Source organism: Streptomyces sp. NPDC097640, assembly GCF_040302705.1.
GTDB lineage: Bacteria > Actinomycetota > Actinomycetes > Streptomycetales > Streptomycetaceae > Streptomyces.
In genome coordinates this window covers 137,445-158,205 of the sequence record NZ_JBEOSB010000023.1, presented here as the reverse complement: position 1 = coordinate 158,205, position 20,761 = coordinate 137,445, and the positions used below count along the sequence as shown (strand labels likewise).

At 70.0% G+C, this 20,761-nt stretch carries 23 protein-coding genes; 11 read left to right on the top strand and 12 right to left on the bottom strand.

Features of this window, described 5'->3' with window-relative positions; all coding sequences use genetic code 11:
* Window positions 1-10: 10 nt before the first annotated feature.
* Both ABTY62_RS32010 and ABTY62_RS32005 read right to left on the bottom strand, forming a co-directional pair.
* Window positions 11-796: a 2OG-Fe(II) oxygenase gene (locus ABTY62_RS32010; RefSeq protein ID WP_352132913.1), complete on the bottom strand. Its 786-nt coding sequence runs from the start codon at window positions 794-796 to the stop codon at window positions 11-13.
* Window positions 797-986: 190 nt separating this feature from the next.
* A complete protein-coding gene (locus ABTY62_RS32005) occupies window positions 987-1,463 on the bottom strand; it encodes a nuclear transport factor 2 family protein (RefSeq protein ID WP_352132912.1) in 477 nt (158 codons plus the stop codon).
* Window positions 1,464-1,578: 115 nt separating this feature from the next.
* Between ABTY62_RS32005 and ABTY62_RS32000 the strand changes: the two genes are divergently transcribed.
* A complete protein-coding gene (locus tag ABTY62_RS32000; RefSeq protein ID WP_352132911.1) occupies window positions 1,579-2,526 on the top strand; it encodes an aldo/keto reductase in 948 nt (315 codons plus the stop codon).
* A gap of 76 nt (window positions 2,527-2,602) precedes the next feature.
* Here the strand turns inward: ABTY62_RS32000 and ABTY62_RS31995 are convergent, their stop codons facing one another.
* The gene (locus ABTY62_RS31995) at window positions 2,603-3,526 is read right to left on the bottom strand and encodes a GbsR/MarR family transcriptional regulator (RefSeq protein WP_502997555.1); all 924 of its coding nucleotides are present in this window, start codon (window positions 3,524-3,526) and stop codon (window positions 2,603-2,605) included.
* Window positions 3,527-3,717: 191 nt separating this feature from the next.
* On the opposite strand from ABTY62_RS31995, the gene ABTY62_RS31990 reads away from it, so the two are divergent.
* The 4 genes from ABTY62_RS31990 (at window position 3,718) to ABTY62_RS31975 (ending at window position 6,332) form a co-directional block, all read left to right on the top strand.
* Entirely contained in the window at window positions 3,718-3,966 is a 249-nt protein-coding gene (locus ABTY62_RS31990; RefSeq protein WP_352132910.1) for a hypothetical protein, read from the top strand.
* Window positions 3,963-5,339, top strand: a complete 1,377-nt coding sequence (locus ABTY62_RS31985; RefSeq protein WP_352132909.1) for a serine hydrolase domain-containing protein — start codon at window positions 3,963-3,965, stop codon at window positions 5,337-5,339. Before ABTY62_RS31990 ends, ABTY62_RS31985 begins: the two co-directional genes overlap by 4 nt.
* Window positions 5,340-5,452: 113 nt before the next feature.
* On the top strand, window positions 5,453-5,848 hold the full coding sequence (locus tag ABTY62_RS31980) for a VOC family protein (protein ID WP_352132908.1): 396 nt from the start codon (window positions 5,453-5,455) through the stop codon (window positions 5,846-5,848).
* Window positions 5,838-6,332, top strand: coding sequence for a hypothetical protein (locus ABTY62_RS31975; protein WP_352132907.1), 495 nt, complete (start codon window positions 5,838-5,840; stop codon window positions 6,330-6,332). Before ABTY62_RS31980 ends, ABTY62_RS31975 begins: the two co-directional genes overlap by 11 nt.
* A 44-nt stretch (window positions 6,333-6,376) precedes the next feature.
* Here the strand turns inward: ABTY62_RS31975 and ABTY62_RS31970 are convergent, their stop codons facing one another.
* From ABTY62_RS31970 to ABTY62_RS31940, 7 genes are all read right to left on the bottom strand, one after another.
* Window positions 6,377-6,802: a hypothetical protein gene (locus ABTY62_RS31970; protein ID WP_352132906.1), complete on the bottom strand. Its 426-nt coding sequence runs from the start codon at window positions 6,800-6,802 to the stop codon at window positions 6,377-6,379.
* A gap of 111 nt (window positions 6,803-6,913) precedes the next feature.
* Window positions 6,914-7,558, bottom strand: coding sequence for a 3-oxo-tetronate 4-phosphate decarboxylase (gene otnC / locus ABTY62_RS31965; RefSeq protein ID WP_352132905.1), 645 nt, complete (start codon window positions 7,556-7,558; stop codon window positions 6,914-6,916).
* A 2-nt stretch (window positions 7,559-7,560) separates the two neighbouring features.
* A complete protein-coding gene (otnK, locus tag ABTY62_RS31960) occupies window positions 7,561-8,829 on the bottom strand; it encodes a 3-oxo-tetronate kinase (protein WP_352132904.1) in 1,269 nt (422 codons plus the stop codon).
* A gap of 88 nt (window positions 8,830-8,917) precedes the next feature.
* Window positions 8,918-10,003: an isocitrate/isopropylmalate dehydrogenase family protein gene (locus ABTY62_RS31955; protein ID WP_352132903.1), complete on the bottom strand. Its 1,086-nt coding sequence runs from the start codon at window positions 10,001-10,003 to the stop codon at window positions 8,918-8,920.
* 73 nt (window positions 10,004-10,076) lie between these two features.
* Window positions 10,077-10,913, bottom strand: coding sequence for a sugar phosphate isomerase/epimerase family protein (locus ABTY62_RS31950; RefSeq protein ID WP_352132902.1), 837 nt, complete (start codon window positions 10,911-10,913; stop codon window positions 10,077-10,079).
* Window positions 10,910-11,593 carry an aspartate/glutamate racemase family protein gene (locus ABTY62_RS31945; RefSeq protein ID WP_352132901.1) on the bottom strand — a complete coding sequence of 228 codons (684 nt, stop codon included), beginning with the start codon at window positions 11,591-11,593 and terminating at the stop codon, window positions 10,910-10,912. Before ABTY62_RS31945 ends, ABTY62_RS31950 begins: the two co-directional genes overlap by 4 nt.
* Before the next feature lie 265 nt (window positions 11,594-11,858).
* Window positions 11,859-12,572 carry a FadR/GntR family transcriptional regulator gene (locus ABTY62_RS31940; protein WP_352132900.1) on the bottom strand — a complete coding sequence of 238 codons (714 nt, stop codon included), beginning with the start codon at window positions 12,570-12,572 and terminating at the stop codon, window positions 11,859-11,861.
* A 231-nt stretch (window positions 12,573-12,803) separates the two neighbouring features.
* Between ABTY62_RS31940 and ABTY62_RS31935 the strand changes: the two genes are divergently transcribed.
* Window positions 12,804-14,099: a CitMHS family transporter gene (locus ABTY62_RS31935; RefSeq protein ID WP_352132899.1), complete on the top strand. Its 1,296-nt coding sequence runs from the start codon at window positions 12,804-12,806 to the stop codon at window positions 14,097-14,099.
* A 12-nt stretch (window positions 14,100-14,111) separates the two neighbouring features.
* On the opposite strand, the gene ABTY62_RS31930 is transcribed toward ABTY62_RS31935, so the two are convergent.
* Window positions 14,112-14,426 (bottom strand): Lrp/AsnC family transcriptional regulator, encoded by a 315-nt coding sequence (locus tag ABTY62_RS31930; protein ID WP_352132898.1) that lies wholly within the window; start codon window positions 14,424-14,426, stop codon window positions 14,112-14,114.
* A gap of 79 nt (window positions 14,427-14,505) precedes the next feature.
* Between ABTY62_RS31930 and ABTY62_RS31925 the strand changes: the two genes are divergently transcribed.
* Window positions 14,506-15,462 carry a DMT family transporter gene (locus tag ABTY62_RS31925; protein ID WP_352132897.1) on the top strand — a complete coding sequence of 319 codons (957 nt, stop codon included), beginning with the start codon at window positions 14,506-14,508 and terminating at the stop codon, window positions 15,460-15,462.
* Window positions 15,459-16,316: a class I SAM-dependent methyltransferase gene (locus ABTY62_RS31920; protein ID WP_352132896.1), complete on the top strand. Its 858-nt coding sequence runs from the start codon at window positions 15,459-15,461 to the stop codon at window positions 16,314-16,316. The genes ABTY62_RS31925 and ABTY62_RS31920 overlap by 4 nt, the downstream gene beginning before the upstream one ends.
* Before the next feature lie 27 nt (window positions 16,317-16,343).
* On the opposite strand, the gene ABTY62_RS31915 is transcribed toward ABTY62_RS31920, so the two are convergent.
* Window positions 16,344-17,432, bottom strand: a complete 1,089-nt coding sequence (locus ABTY62_RS31915) for a serine hydrolase domain-containing protein (RefSeq protein WP_352132895.1) — start codon at window positions 17,430-17,432, stop codon at window positions 16,344-16,346.
* 154 nt (window positions 17,433-17,586) lie between these two features.
* Here ABTY62_RS31915 and ABTY62_RS31910 point away from each other — a divergent pair, with 154 nt between their 5' ends.
* The 3 genes from ABTY62_RS31910 to ABTY62_RS31900 all read left to right on the top strand — a co-directional run bounded on the left by ABTY62_RS31910 (window position 17,587) and on the right by ABTY62_RS31900 (window position 20,592).
* Window positions 17,587-18,375, top strand: a complete 789-nt coding sequence (locus ABTY62_RS31910) for a DUF6461 domain-containing protein (RefSeq protein WP_352132894.1) — start codon at window positions 17,587-17,589, stop codon at window positions 18,373-18,375.
* 107 nt (window positions 18,376-18,482) lie between these two features.
* Entirely contained in the window at window positions 18,483-19,019 is a 537-nt protein-coding gene (locus tag ABTY62_RS31905; RefSeq protein WP_352132893.1) for a GNAT family N-acetyltransferase, read from the top strand.
* Window positions 19,020-19,407: 388 nt separating this feature from the next.
* On the top strand, window positions 19,408-20,592 hold the full coding sequence (locus ABTY62_RS31900) for an MFS transporter (protein ID WP_352132892.1): 1,185 nt from the start codon (window positions 19,408-19,410) through the stop codon (window positions 20,590-20,592).
* Window positions 20,593-20,761: the final 169 nt, after the last annotated feature.

Genomic DNA, 20,761 nt, shown 5'->3' with positions numbered 1-20,761 from the left:
GGCCAGGGGATCAGCGGGCGTTGTGGAAGATGATGCCGAGGGTGTTGCGGTGTCCGGTCTCGACGGCGTTGGTGCCGTGGCGCATGGGGTGGCGGCGGTAGCCGTTCTTGCCGTGGACCGGGCGGTGCCGCACGGGGAAGATCATTCCCTGGCCGAGCCGGGGCTTGACGACGATCGCCCGGGACTGGAACCGGGGCCGTTGTTCGACGAAGACGTTCTCGCCGCCGGTGAAGTCCTCGGCGGGCTGGTTGAGCATGATGGCGATCTGTAGCGGGAAGACGATGTCGCCGTAGATGTCCTGGTGCAGGCAGGCGTAGTCGCCGGGGCCGTACCGCAGGAGCAGCGGGGTGGAGCGGTGCTGCCCGTTGTCCGCACACTCGGCCAGCAGCTCTTCCAGCGAGGTGGGGAAGGTACGCTCGTTCAACTGCGGAGCCCACCGGTTGGCCATCCACGCCATCGGCGGATACAGCCGCTCGCGCAGGGTCTGGACCAGCGGGACGGTGGCCGGGGCGGCGTAGTACTTGTAGATGCCGCGGCCGAACTGGTACCGCTCCATGACGACGGTGGAGCGGAACAGTCCGGGCTCGTCGAACGTGTCGATGATCTCCTGACACTGGGCGCGCGAGAGAAGTGGCGCGGTGACGGCCACGCCCTCCTCGTTCAGCCGCGCATACAGCTCGTCCCAGTCGAGCTCGCTGAGCGCGGCGAGGCCCGGGGTGGGAAGGACGCGCGGTGCCGTACCGGCCGATAGGACAGGGGAGAACAGGGTGTCGGCGGTGGGGGCGGGCTGATTCATAGAGGTCTTTCCTGGGCCGGCGCGGTTTGCGGGGACGACGGGGCTGATTGAGAGGGACCCGTGCATCCGGCGATCGCCTCGACGCAGGCCACCCCTGGTTCACATCCGAGCATCGCGTCCGTTCCGACCGGATGCTGGCGGCATTCGGACATCACGTTCCCGGGGCGACGGGGACCTCGCCGTCCCGGCCCTACCGCTGTTCGGCGTTCGGGCGCAGGTGGCGGCTCACATCGCCGACGAGGGTGATGCGGACTCTTCGCTCCACGAAGCGCCATGGCCCGCCACGACGCTCGAATCGGTCGTGGTACCGGCCGCCGGCGATGGGTTGGAGAGGGAGATCGGGCAGTGCCTGGAACACGGTCACATACGAACGCGAGACCGCCGTGTTCGCCTGTTCGTCCACCTCGATGGCGACATTCGTCGTGACATGCTGGGTCCGCGGAGTGCCGTCGGCGTAGACGATCACGGTGTCCCGGAACATCTTCTCGATCGCTTCGCGGCCGCTCACCGGTGCGCCGCTTCCCGTGAAGGTGGCGTTATCGAGGAGGAAGCCGAGCCCCGTGAAATCCCCGTCGTCCACGAGCTCGGCGTAACGTGCGATCAGGTTCTCGATGGCCCGGTGGCTCGACGAAGAATCGGTGTGGACGCGGGCGGATGATGCGGGCACGGTCTGCCTCCAGGGAACACGAGCTGGGATCGGCTTGCTTTCGAGTGCACTTCAATTGCCAGGATGGCCGACGCGCACCGTGAGTCTTCGTACTTCGCTATGGAGGGACCGAGCAATGCCGGTTGTGGACTTCGCGTTAGGAACGATGGGATTCGGCACCAAGGTGGACCCTGCTACGTCGCTGGACCTGCTCGACCGGTTCGCGGACGCCGGTGGGACGATCGTCGACACGGCCAACTGTTATGCCTTCTGGTCCGACCCGAGCGGTGGCGGCGGGCAGAGCGAGGAGGTCATCGGGCGATGGCTGGCCCGCCGCGGCGGGCGGCGCGACCAGGTGTACCTCAGCACCAAGGCGGGCGCCCAGCCCGTCGGCCCCGGCGACTGGCCGGCCAACCGCGAGGGCCTGTCGGCGTCGGCGATCAAGGCCGCTGTCGAGGGCAGCCTGCGGCGGATGGGCACCGAACGGATCGATCTGTACTGGGCCCACATGGAGGACCGCACGGTCCCTCTGGCGGAGTCCGCCGAGGCGTTCGGCGCACTGGTCGCCACGGGCGCGGTAGGGCGGCTGGGCTGCTCCAACCACCCGGTGTGGCGGGTGGAGCGGGCACGCCGGATCGCCAAGGACAACGGATGGGCCGGGTACACCGCGCTCCAGCTGCGGCACTCCTACCTCCAACCACACCCCGGCGTGCCGGTGCCCGACCAGAGCCACCGGTTCGGCTGGGTCACCGAGGAGGTCATCGACTATGTCGACAGCGAACCGGACCTGTCCCTGTGGGTGTACACCGCCCTGTTGAACGGCTTCTACACCCGCCCGGACCGCCCGCTCGCCGATGCCTATGACCACCCCAACACCTCCCGTCGGCTGGCGGCCCTGGACAAGGTGGCCGGAGAACTCGGAGTGAGCCGGAATCAGGTTGTCCTGGCCTGGCTGATCGGCGGCAAGCCGGCCGCCGTTCCGATCGTCGGCGTCAGCACCCCGGAGCAGCTCGACGAGGCACTGGCCGGAGCCCGGCTGCGGCTGCCCGCCGAACATCGCCGCCTCCTCGACGACACCGTCTGACGGCCGGACACGGAAGGCGTCCCCGTCGGTCGCCGCCTGTTCACCGCCCAGATGTGTGGAGGTACTGGTGCGACACTTACTGGTGGAGTGCTTTGCACTGCGCCGGGCTGAGGCGGTCCGGTCTGGTGATGAGGGTGTACGTCCGGGGTCCGACGGTCCTCAGGGCGAGGGGATCGGCGATGGCCGGTTGCCGTCGGATCGCGTCCAGGGCGGCGGTGGCGCGGCCTTCGGGCCAGCCGAGCGCGGTGGCCAGCGTGCCCAGGGTGAGCGGTCGGTCGGCGTGCACGAGGGCGGCGAGCACGGTCAGCGCGTCGTACACGGCGCACTCGGTGAGGGTGCTGCCGCTCATCTGCTCGCTGAGCCAGGCGAAGAACCGACCCATCGCGCCGAGGCGGGTGCCCGCGGTCGTGTCGGCGCCGAAGATCTCGATGCCCCGCTGTGCGGCGGTTGCGATCTTGGAGTGTGCGCCGGTGTCGGCCTGCCACGCCCGGAGCCAGGTGTCGTCATCGATGACGTACCGTTCGCGGCGCCCGCCGGGATTCGGATGGCGCGCCACCAGTTCCATGGCTTCGAGGTAGCCGATGGAATTGGACACCGACGCAGGACTGACCTGTAGCCGGCGCACCAGGTCGGCTGCCGTCAGGCCGTCGGCGTCAGCGGTGAGCAGGCAGACGAACACCCGGGAGGTCATCCGGGGCAGGCCGGTCGCGGCCAGCAGCGTCGCGAACTGCTCTACGAAGCCACGCACCACGTCGGCCGGCCGCTCATCGGCCGTCGGCTCGGCGGGCCGGGCCGGCTTGCGCCTGCGTGCACGGTCGCCGGAAACCCGCTGCGCGTGGTCGGCGGCATAGTCGCCGGGTGCGCTGTTGCGTGCGACCTCGCGACTGATCGTGGACGTCGATCGGCCGAGCCGTCGGCCGATCTCGGCGTACCCGAGCCCTTCGGCCAGCCACGCCGCGATCCTCCGGCGATCCTCGTGGGTCAGCCTGCCTCCTGGCACCGATGCGACTCCTCTCCTTGCTTTCAGTAACAGTACATTGCAACGACTCGGTTGAGTGAATTGCATTCATTCGCATATCTGCTGCAACGATTCTGATTTAACCGGCACTTGTGCGCCCATTTTGTTGACGCAAGCTGAAACGCAACGTAGCTTTTCCTCACCTGGAAAGAGAGGGGCCAACGGTGTACGTGATGGTCGTGTCGACAGTCTCGGACGACGGCAAATTCTGGAGCGAGCTGAAGAAGGCACACGCCAGACTCCCCAAGGGCGCCACGTGGAAGCTGGCGGTCGCGAGCAAGGACGGGGCCAAGGCGGTGAACATCATCACCCACGACTCCGTCGACGGTGTTCGTGACTTCTTCGAGGCATACGCCGGCCCCTACGCCACGACGGAGTACTGCGAAGCGGACGCCGCGAACGCGGTCGGCCTGCCGCGATGACGCTCGACGTACCACGGATCCGGGCCCGGGTCGCCGAACTCCTGGCGGAGTACGGAATCCCGGGCGCCGCGATCGGCGTGCTCCAGGACGGAGAGCTCACCGAACTCGCGGTCGGCGTCAAGAACGTGGAAACGCGGGAACCCGCGACCACGGACACCGTCTACCAATGTGGCTCCATGACCAAGACATGGACCGCACTGGCCTTCATGCAACTCGTCGACGAGGGGAAAGTCGACCTCGACGAGCCGGTGCGAACCTACCTGCCCGGCTTCGCGGTGGCCGATCCCGAGGCAAGCGCGAAAGTCACCCCTCGCCACCTGCTTTACCACACCAACGGTATCGAGGAAGCCTACGGCGACCCTGGCGAAGGCGACGACGTCTGCGCGCGCATGGTCGAGAACATCGCCGACGCACCCCAGGTCTTTCCACTGGGCCACACCCACGGTTACAGCGCGGCGCTGGGTTACGCGATTCTCGCGCGGATCCTGGAGGTGCACGACGGTGCACTCTGGGACGACATCATGCGACACCGCCTCTTCGAACCCATGGGCCTGACCAGCACGAACAGCCGGCACGAGCAGGTGGACGAAGCCCGGGCCGCGACCGGGCACCTGCTCCGTTCGCTGGACGAGGGCCCCATCGTCACACCAATGCGCTACCTGCCACGCGCATTCGGCCCCGGCGGAAACATCACCTCGACCTCCCGGGAGGTGCTCGCCATGGCGCACCTCCTCCTCAACGACGGCACGGCGCCAAGTGGGAAGCGCATCGTCTCGGCCGAGAGTGTTCGAGAGATGCTGCGTTCGCGGGTGCCCGTACCGGACCCCTACATGTTCGGGCCGGCATGGGCACTCGGCCTCATCGTGTGTGACTGGCACGGCGAAACCGTCTACGCGACCGACGGCAGCACGATCGGCCAGAACGCCCGGCTCCGGCTCCTGCCGGACTCGAACACCGCCATTGCGATGCTGACCAACGGCGGACCGCGGGAGAGCTTTTACCGCAAGGTGTTCAACGAAATCCTGACCGACCTCGGCGCGGTCACCATCCCGGACCTGCCCGCACCGGACGCGACGCTGAACCTCGACCTGTCCAGGTACGAAGGTGTCTACGGGCGCCCCGGCGCACGGTACGAGGTGTCAGCGGAAAACGGAAAGCTGTACCTGACCCTGGTCCTCGATCCGATGCGGGCAGAGTTCCTCCAGAGGCCGGACCGCATCAGATATGAGCTGCTCCCGGTGAGCGAGACCCATTTCCTGATGCCGTCGACGGATCCGTTGGAGGACACCCAGACGGTGGCGATCTACGACTTCGCGAACGGCGCTGCCCAGTACCTCCATACCAACTGCCGGGTGCACCCAAGGCAAGGGTGACCATGCCGTCATCGGCGCCGCCGCACCCATCGCGATCCACCGGCCGGGCGAACCGGATAGCTTGATAGGCAAGTAAACACTTGCCTCAGGTCCGACACCCCGGAGAGCACCCCATGAAGATCCACCTCACCAGCGTGTTCGTCGACGACCAGGGGAAAGCCCTGCGCTTCTACACCGACGTGCTGGGCTTCGTGAAGAAGCACGATGTCCCGCTGGGTACGGACCGGTGGCTGACCGTGGTCTCACCGGAAGAGCCCGAGGGGACCGAACTGCTGCTCGAGCCTTCCGGCCACCCCGCTGTGCAGCCGTACAAGACGGCGCTGGTCCAGGACGGCATCCCGGCCGCCTCTTTCGCCGTGGACGACGTCCAAGCGGAGTTCAACCGGCTGCGCGAGCTCGGAGTGCACTTCACCCAGGAGCCGCTGGAGATGGGCACGGTCACCACCGCGGTTCTGGACGACACCTGCGGCAACCTGATCCAGATCGTGCACAGCGCGAATGGAAAGTGAGGGCGATGCCGCCTCGAACCCCATCGGGTTCCAGCCGGCCACCGGCGCGGACGATATTGCCGGCGGCAGTGCCCGGGACCGTGAAGCTGCGGTCCGGGTCGCGTTCGAAGGGTTGTTGCAGATCCGTCGGCTGATGAACGCCGACACCCCGAGCCCGGATCGGGTTCCTGCCGCATGGGAAAGGCGCCAGCCGGTCCGCGCGGTGGCTCTCGCCCTGGAGGCCGCGGGCATCCCGGCGTCCGCGATCGATTCGGATGGGCACCGGATCGCGACCGGATACTGCGTTGGTCCCGCCGACCAGGTCGGCGTCGTGAGAGTGGAGTGGCTGGGTCCGCCAGGAAGCGGTGCCGCGTACGCGGCGCAGGATGAGTTGAGACGCTGCGCGGCCGTGCTGCGCCGCCTCGGCTGGGAGGCCTTGGAATACCGCGGGCCACGCGGCCGCCGCTACCTGGAAGTCGAGCCCGCCGCTGGACCAGCCGGCTGAGGAACGGCGGTCGGAGCGAGGGCTGGTCACGACGCCCGGGCAGGTCAGGAGGCGGCTTCGATACGCGGCGACGCCTTCCGCACCGACAACCAGCAGGAGACGGAGAGGATCAGCAGCAGTCCCTCCGCAGCGAGGCTGAGCAGCCCCAGGGGCTCGGTCCAGTTGCCGATGTCGCTGCTGTAGTCGGGGAGGCCGGGCCCGCGCGAGAGCAGATACCCCAGGATGGGGCCCGCGGCGACTCCCACCGCGAGGAACCACCCCAGCCTGACGGCGCGGGTCAGCAGAAGGACCGCCGTCAGCACACCGGCCGCCTCAAGCACGTAGTAAAGGACCGCCACGTACCTCGGGGCCTTGGACCCGGGAAACCCGCCCTGATCGGTCACGTGGATGACGGCCACCGCCAGGCACAGCAGCGCCCCGGCCAGCCTGGCGGGCCAGGCGCGACCGAGCGGGCGGGCGCTGTTCCGCATCGTGATGTCCTTCGCGGCAGGGCGGCGGTGAGGGTCGTATGGGTACCCCGGGCGGGTGCGCCTATCACCGACCGCGGCCGCTGTGGCCCGGATGCATCAGAACTTCCCTCGTCAGGATGGAGTGGGCGCGAGGGCGGCAGCCTGCTCGGGGGTGAGGGGACGGGTGGCGTGTCCCCGGAGGAGAAGGTGCAGTTTGGCGGTTTCCTCGAGTTCCTCGATCGCGTCGGCGGCCTTCTCCAGGGTGGCATCGGCGATGACGGGACCGTGGTTGGCGAGGAGGATCGCGTGGTGGGCGCGGGCGGTCCGCTCGGCGAGTGGCTCCAGGCTGCTGTCGCCGGGGGCGTGGTAGGGCAGCAGCGGCAGGGTGCCCACGCGCATGGCGTAGTACGCGGTCAGCGGGGGCAGGGCGTTGGCGGGATCGACGCCGTCGAGACAGGAGACAGCGGTGGCATGGGTGGAGTGCAGGTGAACCACCGCGTGGGCGGAGGGCCGGGCCCGGTAGAAGGCGGCGTGCAGGAACGCCTCCTTCGTCGGCCGCGGCCCGTCGAGGTGGCGTCCGGTGAGGTCGGTGAGGGACAGTTCGGCTTCTTCGACGGTGCCGAGGCTGGATCCGGTGGGGGTGAGCAGAAGGCTGCCGCCCGCGAGACGGACGGACAGGTTGCCGGTGGAACCGTGGGTCAGGCCGCGCGTGAACAGGGAGCGGGCGGTGCGCACGAGCAGCGCGCGGGCGGCCTTCTCGTCGTCGTAGGGGGTCATGTCTACTCCTTGCCGGTGGTGCTGAGGGCGCGGGTGAACAGGTCCGGGGCGCCGAAGTTGCCGGACTTGAGCATGAGGGCCAGATCGCCGGCCTTGGTCGTGGCGTAGGTCCACGGCACTCCGGGATCGGCTTCATCGCCGACCAGAACCGCGCGGATGCCCAGGGCCGTGGTGACGGCGCCGGAGGTTTCCCCGCCCGCGACCAGAAGGCGTCGTACGCCGCGTTCGACGAGGTGGGAAGCGAGGGCGCCGAGGAGCTCCTCGACCTGGGCGGCGGCTTCGGTGACGCCCAACTGCGCCTGGACCGCGGCGAGTTCCTCGGGCGAGGCGGAGGCGTAGATCAGGACGGGCAGGTCGGGGTCCTGGGCGTCGTACCAGTCGAGGGCCTCGCCGGCGACGTCGCGGCCGGTTGCGGCGGCGAGGACATCGAGGTGGCGGGAGGGCAGCCCGGCGGCGTAGAACTGGGCGATCTGTTCCAGGGTGCGGGCGGAGCAGCTGCCTGCCAGCACCGCGGCGCGGCCCTGGCGCGGCACGGGGTCGCCGGTGGCGGGGCCGGCGGCAGGGTAGGCGCGGCCGAGTCCTTCAGCCAGCCCGGCGGCGCCCGCGACGAGGGGCAGCTCGAGGGCGGCGGCGCCGAGGACGGCGAGGTCGTCGTCGGTGAGGGCGTCAGCGATGATGTGCCGGGCACCGGCCCGCTGGTGTTCGGCGAGGGCGTCGCGGACGGCGTCGACCCCGCGGCGCACGGTCGGCCAGTCGATCAGGGCGACGCGGTGAGGGGTCTGCGCGGACAGCAGGCGCACCAGCGCGGAGTCCGTCATGGGGTTGAGGGGGTGGTGGCGCAGTGGCGAGTCGGACAGCAGCTGGTCGTGGACGAAGAGATGGCCCTGGTAGACGGTCCGGCCGTTGGGCGGGGACGCCGGGCAGTGCAGGGTGGCGGTGGCCCCGGCGGCGTGCATGAGGGCGTCGGCGACCGGGCCGATGTTGCCCTGAGGCGTGGAGTCGAAGGTGGAGCAGTACTTGAAGTAGATCTGCGCCGCACCCATGGTCCACAACCAGCGCTGGGCGGCTACGGAGTCGGCGACGGCCTCATCGGCGGGGACGGAGCGGGACTTGAGGGCGACGACGGCGGCGTCGCAGCCGGCGGGCAGCGCCGTGGTGGCGTCCGGGATGCCGAAGACCAGAGCGGTGCGCAGGCCGGCACGCCGGAAGGCGGCGGCGACATCGGTGCCGCCGGTGAAATCGTCGGCTATGCAGCCGATGCGCAGGGTCATGGTCGTGGTCTCTCCTCGGGCGTGCGGGTGGAGTGCGGGCCCCGGGGCGGGCGGCGGGCTTGCGGAGGGCCCGCCCCGGAGCAGTGGGTCAGTTCCGGCCGACGGCGGTGATGGCCTTGAGGACGGCGGCGGTGAACTCGGTCGTGGAGGCGCTGCCTCCGAGGTCGCGGGTGGAGACGCCGGAGGCGATGGCATCGGCCACACCCGCCCCGATGATCTTCGCCGCGGCGGTCAGCGACTCGTCGCCGTGCTTGGCACCGAGCCACTGGAACAGCATCGCGCCAGAGAGGATCATGGCGACCGGGTTGGCGATGTTCTGCCCGGCGATGTCGGGGGCGGAACCGTGGGACGCCTGGGCCATGGCGGTGGTGGCGGAGGCGTTGATGGACGGCGCGGTGCCCAGCGAGCCGGAGATCTCGCCGGCCAGGTCGGAGAGGATGTCGCCGAACATGTTCTCGGTGACGATGACGTCGAAGTCCTGGGCGCGGCGCACCAGGTGCACGGTCATGGCGTCGATGTGGAAGTCGTCCACCGTGACATCCGGGTAGTCCTGCGCGACTTCCTGGCACACCGTGCGGAACAGGCCGGTGGTGAGCTTCAGGACGTTGGCCTTGTGGACGATGGTGAGCTTCTTGCGGCGTGAGCGCGCCAGGTCGAAGGCGACACGGGCCACGCGTTCGGTGGCCTCGCGGGTGATGATGCCCAGCATGATGGCCGTGTCGGGGGTCGGCATGAACTCGCCCGTGCCGGCGAAGGTGTTGCGGTCGGCGTAGAAACCTTCGGTGTTCTCGCGGACGATGACCAGGTCGGCGCTGTCACACACGGCCTTCGCGCCGGGGAAGCTCTTGGCGGGGCGGATGTTGGCGAACAGCTGGAAGTGCTTGCGCAGGGTGCCCGAGGGGTTGAGGGCGGACTTGTGCGGCTCGGGGTAGCTGACGGAGTCGTGCGGGCCGAGGTACCAGCCGTCCAGACCGGCCAGGGCGTCCTTGGTGGCATCGGGGACCGGGGTGCCGTGCGACTCGATCGCGGCGGCGCCCAGCGGCAGGGTCACCCAGTCGACGGAGACACCGGCCGCCTGGGCGGCCGCGGCGGCGATCTCGACGGAGGACGGGACGATCTCGGGGCCGATACCGTCGCCCTCCAGGACGCCGAGGCGGTAGGTCGTGGTGCTCATGGTGCGGGTTCCTCTCTGGAGAACAATCGGTCGCGTGTGCGGCGGGTCAGGGTGTTTTGGGTGACCGCCGGTGCTACGGCACGGTGGTGGCGGCGTCGGCGAGGGCGGTCCAGGACCGGGCGGCGGCTTTGAAGCTGTCGCCGTCCTGGGTGTGTTCCAGCGTCAGCCACCCGGTGAAGCCGCCCTGGCGCAGGGCTTGCAGCAGGGCGGGCAGCCGGTGGTCGCCGACGGTCAGCGGGCCCCGTGTGCCCGGCGCCGCGAGCTGGAGACAGCCGGTCGAGGTGGCGTGGTCCGTGACGGCCTGGACGGCATCGATGCCCTCGGCCGCGAGGTGGTGGGTGTCCAGCACCAGTCCGGCCGGTGCGCCGAGCGCGGCGATGGCGGCGAGGGCTTGGTCGGGAGTGTGCCATAGGGACGTGTTCGCGCGTGACTGCGGTTCGAGCAACAGGCGGCTGCCGACCGTGGCCGCTTCTTGCGCCAGCTGCCGCACAGCGCGTTCGGCCCAGGCCCGCTGCACATCCTCCAGCCCCGGCAGAAAGGTACCGCGGGCCTGGCCGAGAGTGAGGGGAACACCCAGGGCTCCGGCGAGGCGGGCCGCGCCCAGCAGCCGGTCGAGTGCGTGGCGGCGGATGTCCGGGGAGGGATCGGTCAGCGTCAGGTTGTCCTGCGCGGCGACGGGACCGGTAGCGACACCGAGGATCTTCAGCCCGCCGCTCTCGGCCGTCCGGAGCATGGCATCGGCGTCGCGCGCGGTGGTCTCACGGACCTGGACCTCCACACCGTTGTAGCCGAGTTCGGCCAACTGCCGGACAGCTTCGGCGAACGGCGCGTCGAAGCCGAGCGGCATGGGCGTACGGCAGTCGTCGCTGGAGACGGTGTAGGCCAGCGGCCACGGCAGAAGCGTGGTCATGGCGCGACCGCCGACTCAGGAACCGCCTGCCCCGCGCCGGGGATGAGCTGCCCGCGCAGTTCACGGGCGGCGGCGCCGGCACCGTCGAGTACGGGGACGCCCAGCAACTCGGCCAGCGCGTCTCGCGCCGGGGTGAGGGAGTACTGCGCCAGCAACACCGCATCGGCGTCGGCGGCGCCGACGGCTGTCAGGGCGTCGGCCAGGTGGCGGGCGGCGGCTTCCGGAGTGTCCGCGTCGGCCGCGGCTTCGCTCAGCGCGGTCACGATGTCGACCGGCCGGTCGGGTCGCGCCGTCGGGATGAGCGCTTCGACCTGGGCCACGGCCGCCGGGACGGCGGGCGGGGTGGAGGCGACGACGGCGATGCGCTCGAACGGGCCGGCCAGGGCGGCTTTGAACATGGCTTCGTCGGACTTCAGGACGGGCACGTCCCACAGGGCGCGGGCGGTGTCCACCACTTCTCCGTAGGAAGAACAGGTCAGCAGCAGGCCGTGGGCGCCGCCGTCCATCACGTGACCGATCAGGCGGAGCATGCGGCGGCGCAGCACATCGGTGAGCCCGCCGACATCGCGGGCGTCGTCCAGAAGCCGGTCGTCCAGCACGTTCCACACCGTGGCCTGCGGGAACTCTCGCGCGAACGCCTCCTGGGCGATGCGGGCTCCCGCCGGCACTGCATGGATCATGGCGACCAGAGGGTGGGGTTCGATCACCGGGGTTCTTTCCTCTTCCGGTAGACGGGGACCGGGAAGTGTCCCTGACCCGGGCCGGCTTCGGTCGGCGCGGGAGGGCCAGGCCGTGGGGCAGGCGCGGGATGGGGCGCGGCGGCGTTTCGTCGCGCTGCCGCGCCGCCACTCTAGAAGTAGTCGGTCAACCAGTCAACCGGTAAACCGGTTGTCCTTGTGGAGATGCGCTTGGGCCGTCGGACCATGTCCGGCGGCCCAGGGCCCGCTATGCCTGGCGCTGTTCGAGGGCTTCCATCAGCCGCCGGGACGCGCCGTCCATATGCCGGGCCATCGCCGCGCGGGCGGCCTCGGCGTCCCCCTTCGCGACCGCCTCGAAGATGGGCACGTGGTCGGCGTAGGCCACCTCGCGAGACCGGACGGCGCCGGTGCGCTCCACCCAGCCGCGCTGGATCATCGCCCGCATGCCCTTGAGCATGTCCCGCAGAACCGCGTTGCCGGCCAGCTCGCCCAAGGCCGCGTGGAAGGCCGTGTCCGCCTCGGGGAACTCCTCGTCCGGGCACTCCCGCATGGTGGCCAGCCGGGCGCGCAGCAGCTCGATGCCCGGCTCGTCACGGGTCTGTGCGGCCAGGCCCGCCACGATGACCTCGAGTTCCGCGCGGGCCTGCACCATGTCCCGGGCACCCCGCTCGCCGAGCACCAGGCCCAGTTCGAACAGGCGGTAGAGGACGTCGGAGTCGGCGCCTCGGAAGTACGTCCCGCTGGACTGGCGGATCTCCAGCAGGCCGAGGAAGCCCAGCGACTTGATCGCCTCACGCACGGTGGGCCGGTTCACCCCGAGCATCTCGGTCAGCTGTCGCTCGGAGGGGATGCGGTCGCCGGGCTGCACCTCGCCGGACATCAGGTAGTCGATCAGGCGGCGGGAGACCTCGGCTGCCAGCGGCTCTCGCGGCTCGACCGTGATCCTGGCGAGTTCGGCCATCGAATTCCTCACTTCGGTATTGACGTGATGGCTGGATTCTAGTTACCTACCGGCAATCCGGTAAACCGGTTGGCCGGAAGTCCGGTGATGGGCCGGCCTCCTCTCGCATCGTGCGAGCCGCACGGCGCCGCGTGTGCTGCTGGTCGCTACACGACCCGACACGCAACCGAACCGCGCACCCCCTCACCCCCGCCCGACAGCGGCCCTTCAGCCCTGCCCCAAGGAGCAACGATGCTCGCCGTCCTCGGCTTCGCCACCCTGGGCAGCTTCATGCTGCTCGTGATGCGGAAGCACCTCTCCGCGTTCACCGCCATCATGCTCACCCCGATCGCCGCCGCCCTCATAGCGGGCAAGGGCGCCAAGCTCGGGGACATGATCACGAACGGTCTGGACACGGTCGCGCCCACCGCCGCGCTGCTGCTGTTCGCCGTCCTCTACTTCGGCCTGATGATGGAGTGCAAACTCTTCGAGCCCGTGTGCCAGGCCATCATCCGCGCCGCCAAGGGCGACCCGGTGCGCATCTGCGTCAGCACCGCCGTCCTGGCTCTGTGCGTCGCCCTCGACGGCGACGGCACCACCAGTTACATGATCATCTGTTCGGCGTTCCTGCCCATCTACCGGCGCCTGGGCATGAATCCCCTGATCGTCGCCGTGATCGCCGCGATGGCGCTGGGCACCATCTCGGGCACCACCCCGTGGGGCGGTGCCGCCACCCGAGGCATCAGCGTCCTGCACCTGAACGCGACTGACTACTTCGTCCACATGATCGGCCCCATGGCCTTCACCAGCCTGGCCATCATCGCCGTCGCCTACTGGCTCGGCCTGCGCGAACGCAACAAGATCGACCCCGAGAAGCTCGCCGCCTACAAGCTCGAGATCGCCTCGGGCGAAGCCTTCGAGCCGGTGAAGGCGGACTGGCGCATGTGGTTCAACGCCGCTCTGACCGTGCTGCTGATGGTGCTGCTCATCCTCGAGGTCGCCGACCTCCTGGTGCTGTTCATGGTGGCATTCGTCATCGCCCTGCTCGTCAACATCCGCAGCATCGGCGACCAGCAGGAACTCATCAAGCGCCAGGCCGCCAACGCCGTCCCCGTGATGATCCTCGTCCTGGCGGCCGGCGTGTTCACCGGCATCATGACCGACTCCGGCATGATCAAGGCCATGGCCGACGCCGCCCTCTCCGTCGTCCCCGACTCCATGGGCAACCTCATCCCGCTGTTCACCGCCATCCTCGCCCTGCCGCTCGGCTTCTTCATGTCGAACGACGGCTACTGGTTCGGCGTCGTCCCCGTCCTCGCCGAATCCGCCGCCCACTACGGCATCGACGCCAACCAGATCGCCCGCGCCGGCGCCATCGGCCAGATCCTCCACATGATGGGCCCCACCAGCGCACCCCTGTGGGTCCTCCTGGGCCTCGTCAAGGCGGAGCTCGGCGATTTCCAGAAGTACGCCCTGCGCTGGGGCATCCCCGTCTCCCTCGCCTACATAGGTTTCGCCGTCATCACCGGGGCCATCACCGTCGTCTGAGCGCCGGACGCGTCAGTCGGACGCGGCCGGCGGTGGGACGGGGCCCCAGGCCTTGGGCGAGGAGAGCACGAAGGACGTCGCGGGCTTGCCCAGCTCGTTGAGCTGGTCGATGAGCGGCTCGAGCGCGCCGATCTCCCGCGCCACCACGCGCAGGATGTGGTCGTCGGTGCCGGTGACACGGTGGTCTTCGAGGATGTGCGGCGCGGCCCGAGCGATGTGGGCGGTCTGGTGGGACTGACGGATCCCTGTGGTGGACAACACCACGAAGGCCTGGACGGGCCAGCCGGCCCTGGCCGGGTCGACGCGCGCGCCATAGCCGGTGATCACCTGGAGACTCTCCAGGCGTCGCACCCGGGTGGCCACGGCCGGCGGGCGCCCAGCACGCCCTCGACCCTGTGGAGTGCCGATGAGCCGCCGTGGCCTGCCGCTGTTCATCACCGTCTCCGTGCTGTGGGGGGTGCCGTACCTCCTGATCAGCGTGGCGCTGGAGGGGCTGGGCCCGGTGGGCGTGGTGGCCGGGCGGGTCGCTCTGGGCGCCCTGGTCCTGCTTCCGGTGGCGTGGCGGCGCGGCCTCCCGAGGCTGCTGCGCGAGCGATGGCGTCCGCTGCTGCTGCTCGGCGTGGTGGAGGTGGCGGTGCCGTTCACGCTCATCGCGGTGGGGGAGCACACGGTGTCTTCCGGACTCGCCGGGGTGCTGATCGCCACGGAGCCGCTGTTCATCCTGGCCCTGGGCCTGCTCTGGGGGAAGCGCGAGCGGCTGGCGCGTGGGGCGTGGGCCGGTGCGGCCCTCGGTTTCCTCGGCGTCGTCGTCCTGCTGGGTGTGGCGGGCGCGGGCAAGGGCGCCGTGCCGGTGCTGGCAGCCGCGGCCTGCTACGCGGTGGGTGCCCTGCTGATGCACCGGCTCTTCCGCGACGTACCGCCCCTGACCGTCACCGCGGGCATGCTGGCGACGGCCTCCGTCCCGCTGCTGGCGGTGGCCGCCGCCACGGAACCGGCTCCCCAGGTCACCGCCCGGGTCCTGCTCGCGGTCATCGGCCTGGGCACGGCCTGCACCGCGGGCGGTTTCACCGCGTTCTTCGCCCTGGTCAGCGCCGAGGGTCCGGCGCGTGCCGCGTTCATCACCTACGTGGCCCCGGTCGTCGCGGTCTCGGCAGGCGTGCTCGTGCTCTCCGAACCCGTGACCGCTCGCACGGTCGTCGGTACATTGCTGGTTCTGGCCGGCGCAGGACTGGCCGCTCGCCGACCTTCAGCGACCGACGCTGCCCGACTGACAATGTCCCCTCCGTCTGCGACCCCGGCGGGCGTCTGTGGAGGCTCCAGGCTCCCGTCGGGAACCGAACGGAACGAGAAGGGAACGTCATGACAGGCGAGCAGGCCGAGGCGCCGGACAGCACAGCGGTACGGGTCGCCCTCTGGCGGGCGATGCACATCCAGGTCGACCCGCCACCCCACGTACTGGAGGACGACATCGGCCGACAGCTGGCGGCCCCCGACGATGACTGGCGCCGCCGCCCCGACATGGACCCGCGCGCCACCAGCGGGTTCCGGGCAGCCATCGTGGCCCGCGCTCGCTACATCGAGGACCTGGTCGCCGAGCAGGCCGACCGCGGTGTGGCTCAGTACGTCATCCTGGGAGCCGGCCTGGACACCTTCGCCCAGCGCAGACCCGAGATCGCCTCCCGGCTGCGGGTCTTCGAGGTCGACCAGCCCGGCCCCCAGGCGTGGAAGCGCCACCGCCTGGCCGAACTCGGCTACGGCGTCCCCGACTGGCTGCACCTGGTGCCGGTCGACTTCGAGGCCGGCGGGTCCTGGCTGGAACAACTGGCCGCCGTCGGCTTCGATCCCGGCCGGCCGGCGCTCATCGTCTCCACCGGCGTCACCATGTACCTCACCAAAGACGCCACCGCGGCCACCCTGCGTCAGATCGCGGGGCTCGCCCCCGGCTCGATGCTCGCCATGACCTTCATGTTGCCGACCGAACTTGTCGTCGACGCCGACCGCCCCGGCCTCCGGGCGAGCCAGGAAGGCGCGCGAGCGTCCGGTACGCCGTTCATCAGCTTCTACGCCCCGCAGGGAATGCTGACACTGGCCCGCGAGGCCGGCTTCGCAGACGCCCGACACGTATCGGGAGCTCAGCTCGCCGAGCGCTACTTCGCCGGTCGCGCCGACGGCCTTCGCCCGTCGAGTGGAGAGGACCTGCTGGTGGCCACCACCTGACCCCCGCCACGTACGGCGTGGACAAGCTCAGGTGACGGGGCCGTCGGGCTCGACCGCCTCGGACACGGTCGCGAGGAGAGTCTCGACTTCGGCGCCCCAGCGGGAGCTGATCACCAAGTCGCGGGCGGGGTCGACCCACATCAGGTGTCCGCCGCCGTTGCCGCGGGCGCAGCGCCCGGTCGACGGGGCGGAGGGCCACACCGTGCGGTCGTCGTTGAGCCACCAGGACAGGCCGTAGTTGGGCTTGACCCGGCACGGTGTCCACATCTGCTCGATCCAGCGAGTGGACACCACCTGTGTGCTGCCCCATCGGCCGCCCCGCAGACACAGGTGTCCGATCCGGGCCAGGTCGAGCGCGCTGATCCACAGTCCGCCGCCCCAGTGGGCACCGCCCGAGACCACCGGCAGCCGGGCACCGTCGAGGTCCAGGAAGGAGTTGGCATAGCCGTGCCAGGACCAGGACGGCGACGCGCCGATCGGGGCCATGACGCGGTCCCGCAGAACCTCCGGCACGGCGCGGCGGAACAGGGCGGTGAGGGCCAGCGCGGTCAGGTTCACCCGGACATCGTTGTACGCCCACCCCTCCCCGGGTGGACCGCCCGCCGACTCGGTGCCCTCCCTCCTGCTCTGCGCATCGACCGACGTGGGCTTTCCCCACAGCCGGCCCTCCCACTGGCTTGTCTGGTCGAGCAAGTGGCGCCAGCTGATCGCACGCCCGTGGGCGTCCGTGAACTGCTCCAGCCCGACACGGGCGGACACCGGCTCGTCGAGGTCCAGCAGGCCGTCGTCATGGGCGATGCCGGCCACCAGAGCCAGCACACTCTTCGTCGCGCTGTACGCCATCTCCACGCGCGTCGGATCACCCCAGGACGCGATCACGGTGCCACGCCGGACGACGACGCCACTCGCGCCCCGGCCGTCCAGCAGCGGGCCGATGACCTCCCGGTGGGAGTCATCGGATACCTGGGCGGCGAGATACGACGCCATGTCCTCGATGCCCGGCACCGGACGTTCGGCCTGTTGCCGGGCAGCCTCCGCCAAGGCCTCCGCGTCCACGCCCTCCCAGGGGTCCCCGACAGCAACCTGCTCGTCCAGGACCGTCACCTCGTCCTTCATCGCCGACCTCCCCAATGCTGTTCCCCACGAAGCCTGTCAGCCCTGGGGCGTGAGGGCCAGCAGGTGTCACCGTATGGGCGGGCAGGGGTGTCAGTGGAGCCCCGTAGGGTCGCCGTGGACAACGCGCGTGCGATGCCTACGAGTTGGAGGGGCCATGGGCGACGGTATTCGGTGGCTGGCGGATGGGGACGCGCTGACGGGCTGGATGACGGGTGTGGTCTTTGCCCGCGGGATCGACGCGGAGGAGCTGGCGGTACGGATGGGAGGGGCGCCCGGGGCGGGAACCGAGCCGATCACCGGCGCCGAAGTGGTGCAGCTGGACATGGAGATCTACCGGCCCGACGGGAGAGGCGACGGAGTTGTCCGGGTCGGCGAGCACGCCGGTTGGGCGTTCGCGATCGAGTACGGTGATTCCACCGGGGGCCAACGCCTGGAAGAGATCTCCCGCGAGGGAGCGGAGGCCATTCACTATGTGCCGGTAGGGGAACATCCTCCCGCCACCTTCTTCTACGCACGCGATGGCCACTCCATGTGCGGCTTCGGACTGTGCGAGGAGGCCATCCGCTGGGGCGAGGAGCCGGACCTGCTGTTGCCCGACCTCGTCGCCGCCGGGATTCTGCGCCCCGACGGGAAAACACACTGTGCTCCCGAGGACGAGGACGAGGACGAGGACGAGGACGACGAGGACTACGCGGCCCTTCGCGGTCGCACTCTCGCCGTCGTCGAAAAGCGCTTCGGGCTCTCCCTGCCCCCCGCGTTCCTCACCAAGGCCCGACTCCCCGCGTACGCGGTCCGTGGCACGCCGGACATGACCACCGAAGACCCCGACTTCGATGCCGTGTGTGCCTGGGCCACCGTCAATGGCTATCCGCTCCCAAGCGGTCGGCTGCGCCTGATACCACGCCTCCTGCGACGGGCCTACCAGCACGCCACCAGCCACTGACGGGCGACGACGCACTGGTTGAACAACAACGTCACACCGGGCCCTTTCTCGACGATCGGCTGAGCGATGGCTTGGCCGTTTCCCGATGGAGAGATCATGATGTGGGGATGTCTGAGAACCAATCCTTCGTAGCACCGACCGTCGTGCGGCTCTCTCGGTACACGAACACGGAGCAGGAGGAGATCCTCGGCGACGGCGATGACCCTTTCGGCGTTGCCGCGGCCGGTTTGACCTGGCTGCCCAAAGAAGAACACTTCGGCATCAGACACGGCGACCGGCTTGTGGCACATGCCGGTCTGCGGCGGCTGTCTGTTGCGATCGGCGACGCCGAGACGGAGGTGATGGGCGTCGGTGGAGTGGCCGTCGCACCCGACATGCAAGGCCAGGGGCTGGCTCGACTCGTGGTCGCAGCGGCACTCGACCACGCTCGCACGATGGGTCCTCAGCACGCGCTCCTGTTCTGCCGACCTCCCCTCGTGCCGCTGTACCAGCGCCTCGGATGGCACGCGCTGGACGAGGACGTACTCGTCGAACAGCCCGCGAACCGATTGGTGACCATGCCACTGCGAACCATGGTGACGCCTCTGCGCGACAACGCCCCCTGGCCTTCAGGGGCAGTGCGCCTGTTCTCCCTCCCGATGTGACGGGCGGCTCTCGGGTTCTGGCTGAGCTGCAACGCAGGTTCGGAGTCCGCCCGGCGACTACTCCAGCCACTTTCCGTCGCGCATGACGACCCTCCCCTGCGATCTTGGGCGACCGCACCGGAACTGTCCGCAAAGCCCTTGCGTGAACCGTGTTCCGCCCTGTTACCGTCCTCCCAGTCGCTCGGTCCCGTCTTGGCCCGGGCCTGGCATTTTTTCCTCCGCCTGGTGAACGGGGTGGCGGCGAGGGCGCGTGTCCCGTCCTTCCGCAGTCCTGGACGCCCCTGGCGGGCCACGGGTCGCACCATTGACTTCTTCGCACCCCGACGGGGTGTCAGGCGCCGGCGACCTGGGGTGGCCCGCCCCGCCTGGCGGCGACGAAGGACTCCTTATGTCGTCCGCCGCATCCGGCTACCGTCCGCTGCTGCGCATCCCCGGTGCCGCCGCATTCTTCCTCGCCGCCGCCGTGGGGCGCGTCGGCATCGCCATGACCGGCCTCGGCCTGGTCTGGCTGGTACATGCCCGTACCGGCTCCTACAGCACCGCCGGCCTTGCCACCGCCGGGTTTGCCCTCGCCGAGGCCCTGATCGGCCCCCATCTGGCCCGCCTGGTCGACCGGTTCGGCCAGACCCGTGTCCTGCCGTTCTCCCTCTTCGCCCACGGCGCCGCCATCGTCGGTGTCCTGGCCGCCACCTCCTCGGCCGCACTGGTTGTCTCCGCCACCTGTGCCGGGGCGGCAATCCCTCAGCTCGGAGCTCTCTCCGCGGCCCGCTGGGCCCACCTGCTGCGCGAGGGGCGGGCCGATGAACTACCCACCGTCTTCTCCCTGGAAGCGCTGGCCAACTCCACCGCCTTCCTCCTCGGGCCCGTCCTGGTCAGTGCGCTCGGTGCGGCCGACGACGCGGCCCTGGCCAGTGCCATCGCCGCGGCCCTGATCCTGAGCGGAGGAGGAGCCCTGGCCGCCCAGCGCCGCACCGCGCCCCGGCCCGCCTGCGGGCACACCGAGGGTATGCACACCGAACAGGCTCTGGTGCGACCGGACTTCGTCCTCCTCGCCATGCTCAACCTGGCCATCGGGCTCTACTTCGGCACCATGGGCGTCTCGGTAAGCGCCTTCGCCCTCGGACATGGCACGCCCGAGGCGGCCGCGCCGATCATCACCGTCTCCGGCCTCAGCGGGCTGCTCTCCGGCTGGCTCTACGGGCTGGGTCGCCGTCGTGCTCCGGCACATCTCCAACTCGTCGTCGTCACCGCGTACCTGACCGGAGCAGGGCTGCTGCTTCCTCTCGCGCCATCCCCGATCTGGCTCGGCGCAGCCATGGTGGTCACGGAGGCGGCAGTGCCGCCGACGCTCGTCCTGCTGAACGTTCTCACCGAGAAGTCCGTCCCCCCGGCCGTCCTCACCCAGGCCTTCACCTGGAACAACTCCGCAAGCGCGGCCGGGTCGGCGCTCGCGGCGCCCCTCGCGGGCCGCACTGCCGACAGCCTGGGCGCCTCCGCCGCCTTCGCGCTGGCTCCGACAGCGGGGCTCGTCCTCCTCGTCCTCTCCATGACCCTTCGGCGCCGATCTGTGTAGGCCGGCGGTCCCCCTTCCGGTAGCCGTTGACAAAGCGGAACAGCGCTCCGTATGTTAAGCGGAACGGCGCTCCGCTTCTGGCTGTGGCTGAAGCCGGACGCTCCTGACCGCCTTGCCACGCCGCCAGCCGCATGAGAGCGGTGACAGAGGCCCTTGAAGGGAAATGCGC

Bases quoted from the DNA above. Each gene is read 5' to 3' on its own strand.
- ABTY62_RS32010 (WP_352132913.1), bottom strand. From the start codon at position 796: ATGAATCAGCCCGCCCCCACCGCCGACACCCTGTTCTCCCCTGTCCTA.
- ABTY62_RS32000 (WP_352132911.1), top strand. From the start codon at position 1,579: ATGCCGGTTGTGGACTTCGCGTTAGGAACGATGGGATTCGGCACCAAG.
- ABTY62_RS31990 (WP_352132910.1), top strand. From the start codon at position 3,718: ATGGTCGTGTCGACAGTCTCGGACGACGGCAAATTCTGGAGCGAGCTG.
- ABTY62_RS31985 (WP_352132909.1), top strand. From the start codon at position 3,963: ATGACGCTCGACGTACCACGGATCCGGGCCCGGGTCGCCGAACTCCTG.
- ABTY62_RS31980 (WP_352132908.1), top strand. From the start codon at position 5,453: ATGAAGATCCACCTCACCAGCGTGTTCGTCGACGACCAGGGGAAAGCC.
- ABTY62_RS31975 (WP_352132907.1), top strand. From the start codon at position 5,838: ATGGAAAGTGAGGGCGATGCCGCCTCGAACCCCATCGGGTTCCAGCCG.
- ABTY62_RS31970 (WP_352132906.1), bottom strand. From the start codon at position 6,802: ATGCGGAACAGCGCCCGCCCGCTCGGTCGCGCCTGGCCCGCCAGGCTG.
- otnC (WP_352132905.1), bottom strand. From the start codon at position 7,558: ATGACCCCCTACGACGACGAGAAGGCCGCCCGCGCGCTGCTCGTGCGC.
- otnK (WP_352132904.1), bottom strand. From the start codon at position 8,829: ATGACCCTGCGCATCGGCTGCATAGCCGACGATTTCACCGGCGGCACC.
- ABTY62_RS31955 (WP_352132903.1), bottom strand. From the start codon at position 10,003: ATGAGCACCACGACCTACCGCCTCGGCGTCCTGGAGGGCGACGGTATC.
- ABTY62_RS31950 (WP_352132902.1), bottom strand. From the start codon at position 10,913: ATGACCACGCTTCTGCCGTGGCCGCTGGCCTACACCGTCTCCAGCGAC.
- ABTY62_RS31945 (WP_352132901.1), bottom strand. From the start codon at position 11,593: ATGATCCATGCAGTGCCGGCGGGAGCCCGCATCGCCCAGGAGGCGTTC.
- ABTY62_RS31940 (WP_352132900.1), bottom strand. From the start codon at position 12,572: ATGGCCGAACTCGCCAGGATCACGGTCGAGCCGCGAGAGCCGCTGGCA.
- ABTY62_RS31935 (WP_352132899.1), top strand. From the start codon at position 12,804: ATGCTCGCCGTCCTCGGCTTCGCCACCCTGGGCAGCTTCATGCTGCTC.
- ABTY62_RS31925 (WP_352132897.1), top strand. From the start codon at position 14,506: ATGAGCCGCCGTGGCCTGCCGCTGTTCATCACCGTCTCCGTGCTGTGG.
- ABTY62_RS31920 (WP_352132896.1), top strand. From the start codon at position 15,459: ATGACAGGCGAGCAGGCCGAGGCGCCGGACAGCACAGCGGTACGGGTC.
- ABTY62_RS31915 (WP_352132895.1), bottom strand. From the start codon at position 17,432: ATGAAGGACGAGGTGACGGTCCTGGACGAGCAGGTTGCTGTCGGGGAC.
- ABTY62_RS31910 (WP_352132894.1), top strand. From the start codon at position 17,587: ATGGGCGACGGTATTCGGTGGCTGGCGGATGGGGACGCGCTGACGGGC.
- ABTY62_RS31905 (WP_352132893.1), top strand. From the start codon at position 18,483: ATGTCTGAGAACCAATCCTTCGTAGCACCGACCGTCGTGCGGCTCTCT.
- ABTY62_RS31900 (WP_352132892.1), top strand. From the start codon at position 19,408: ATGTCGTCCGCCGCATCCGGCTACCGTCCGCTGCTGCGCATCCCCGGT.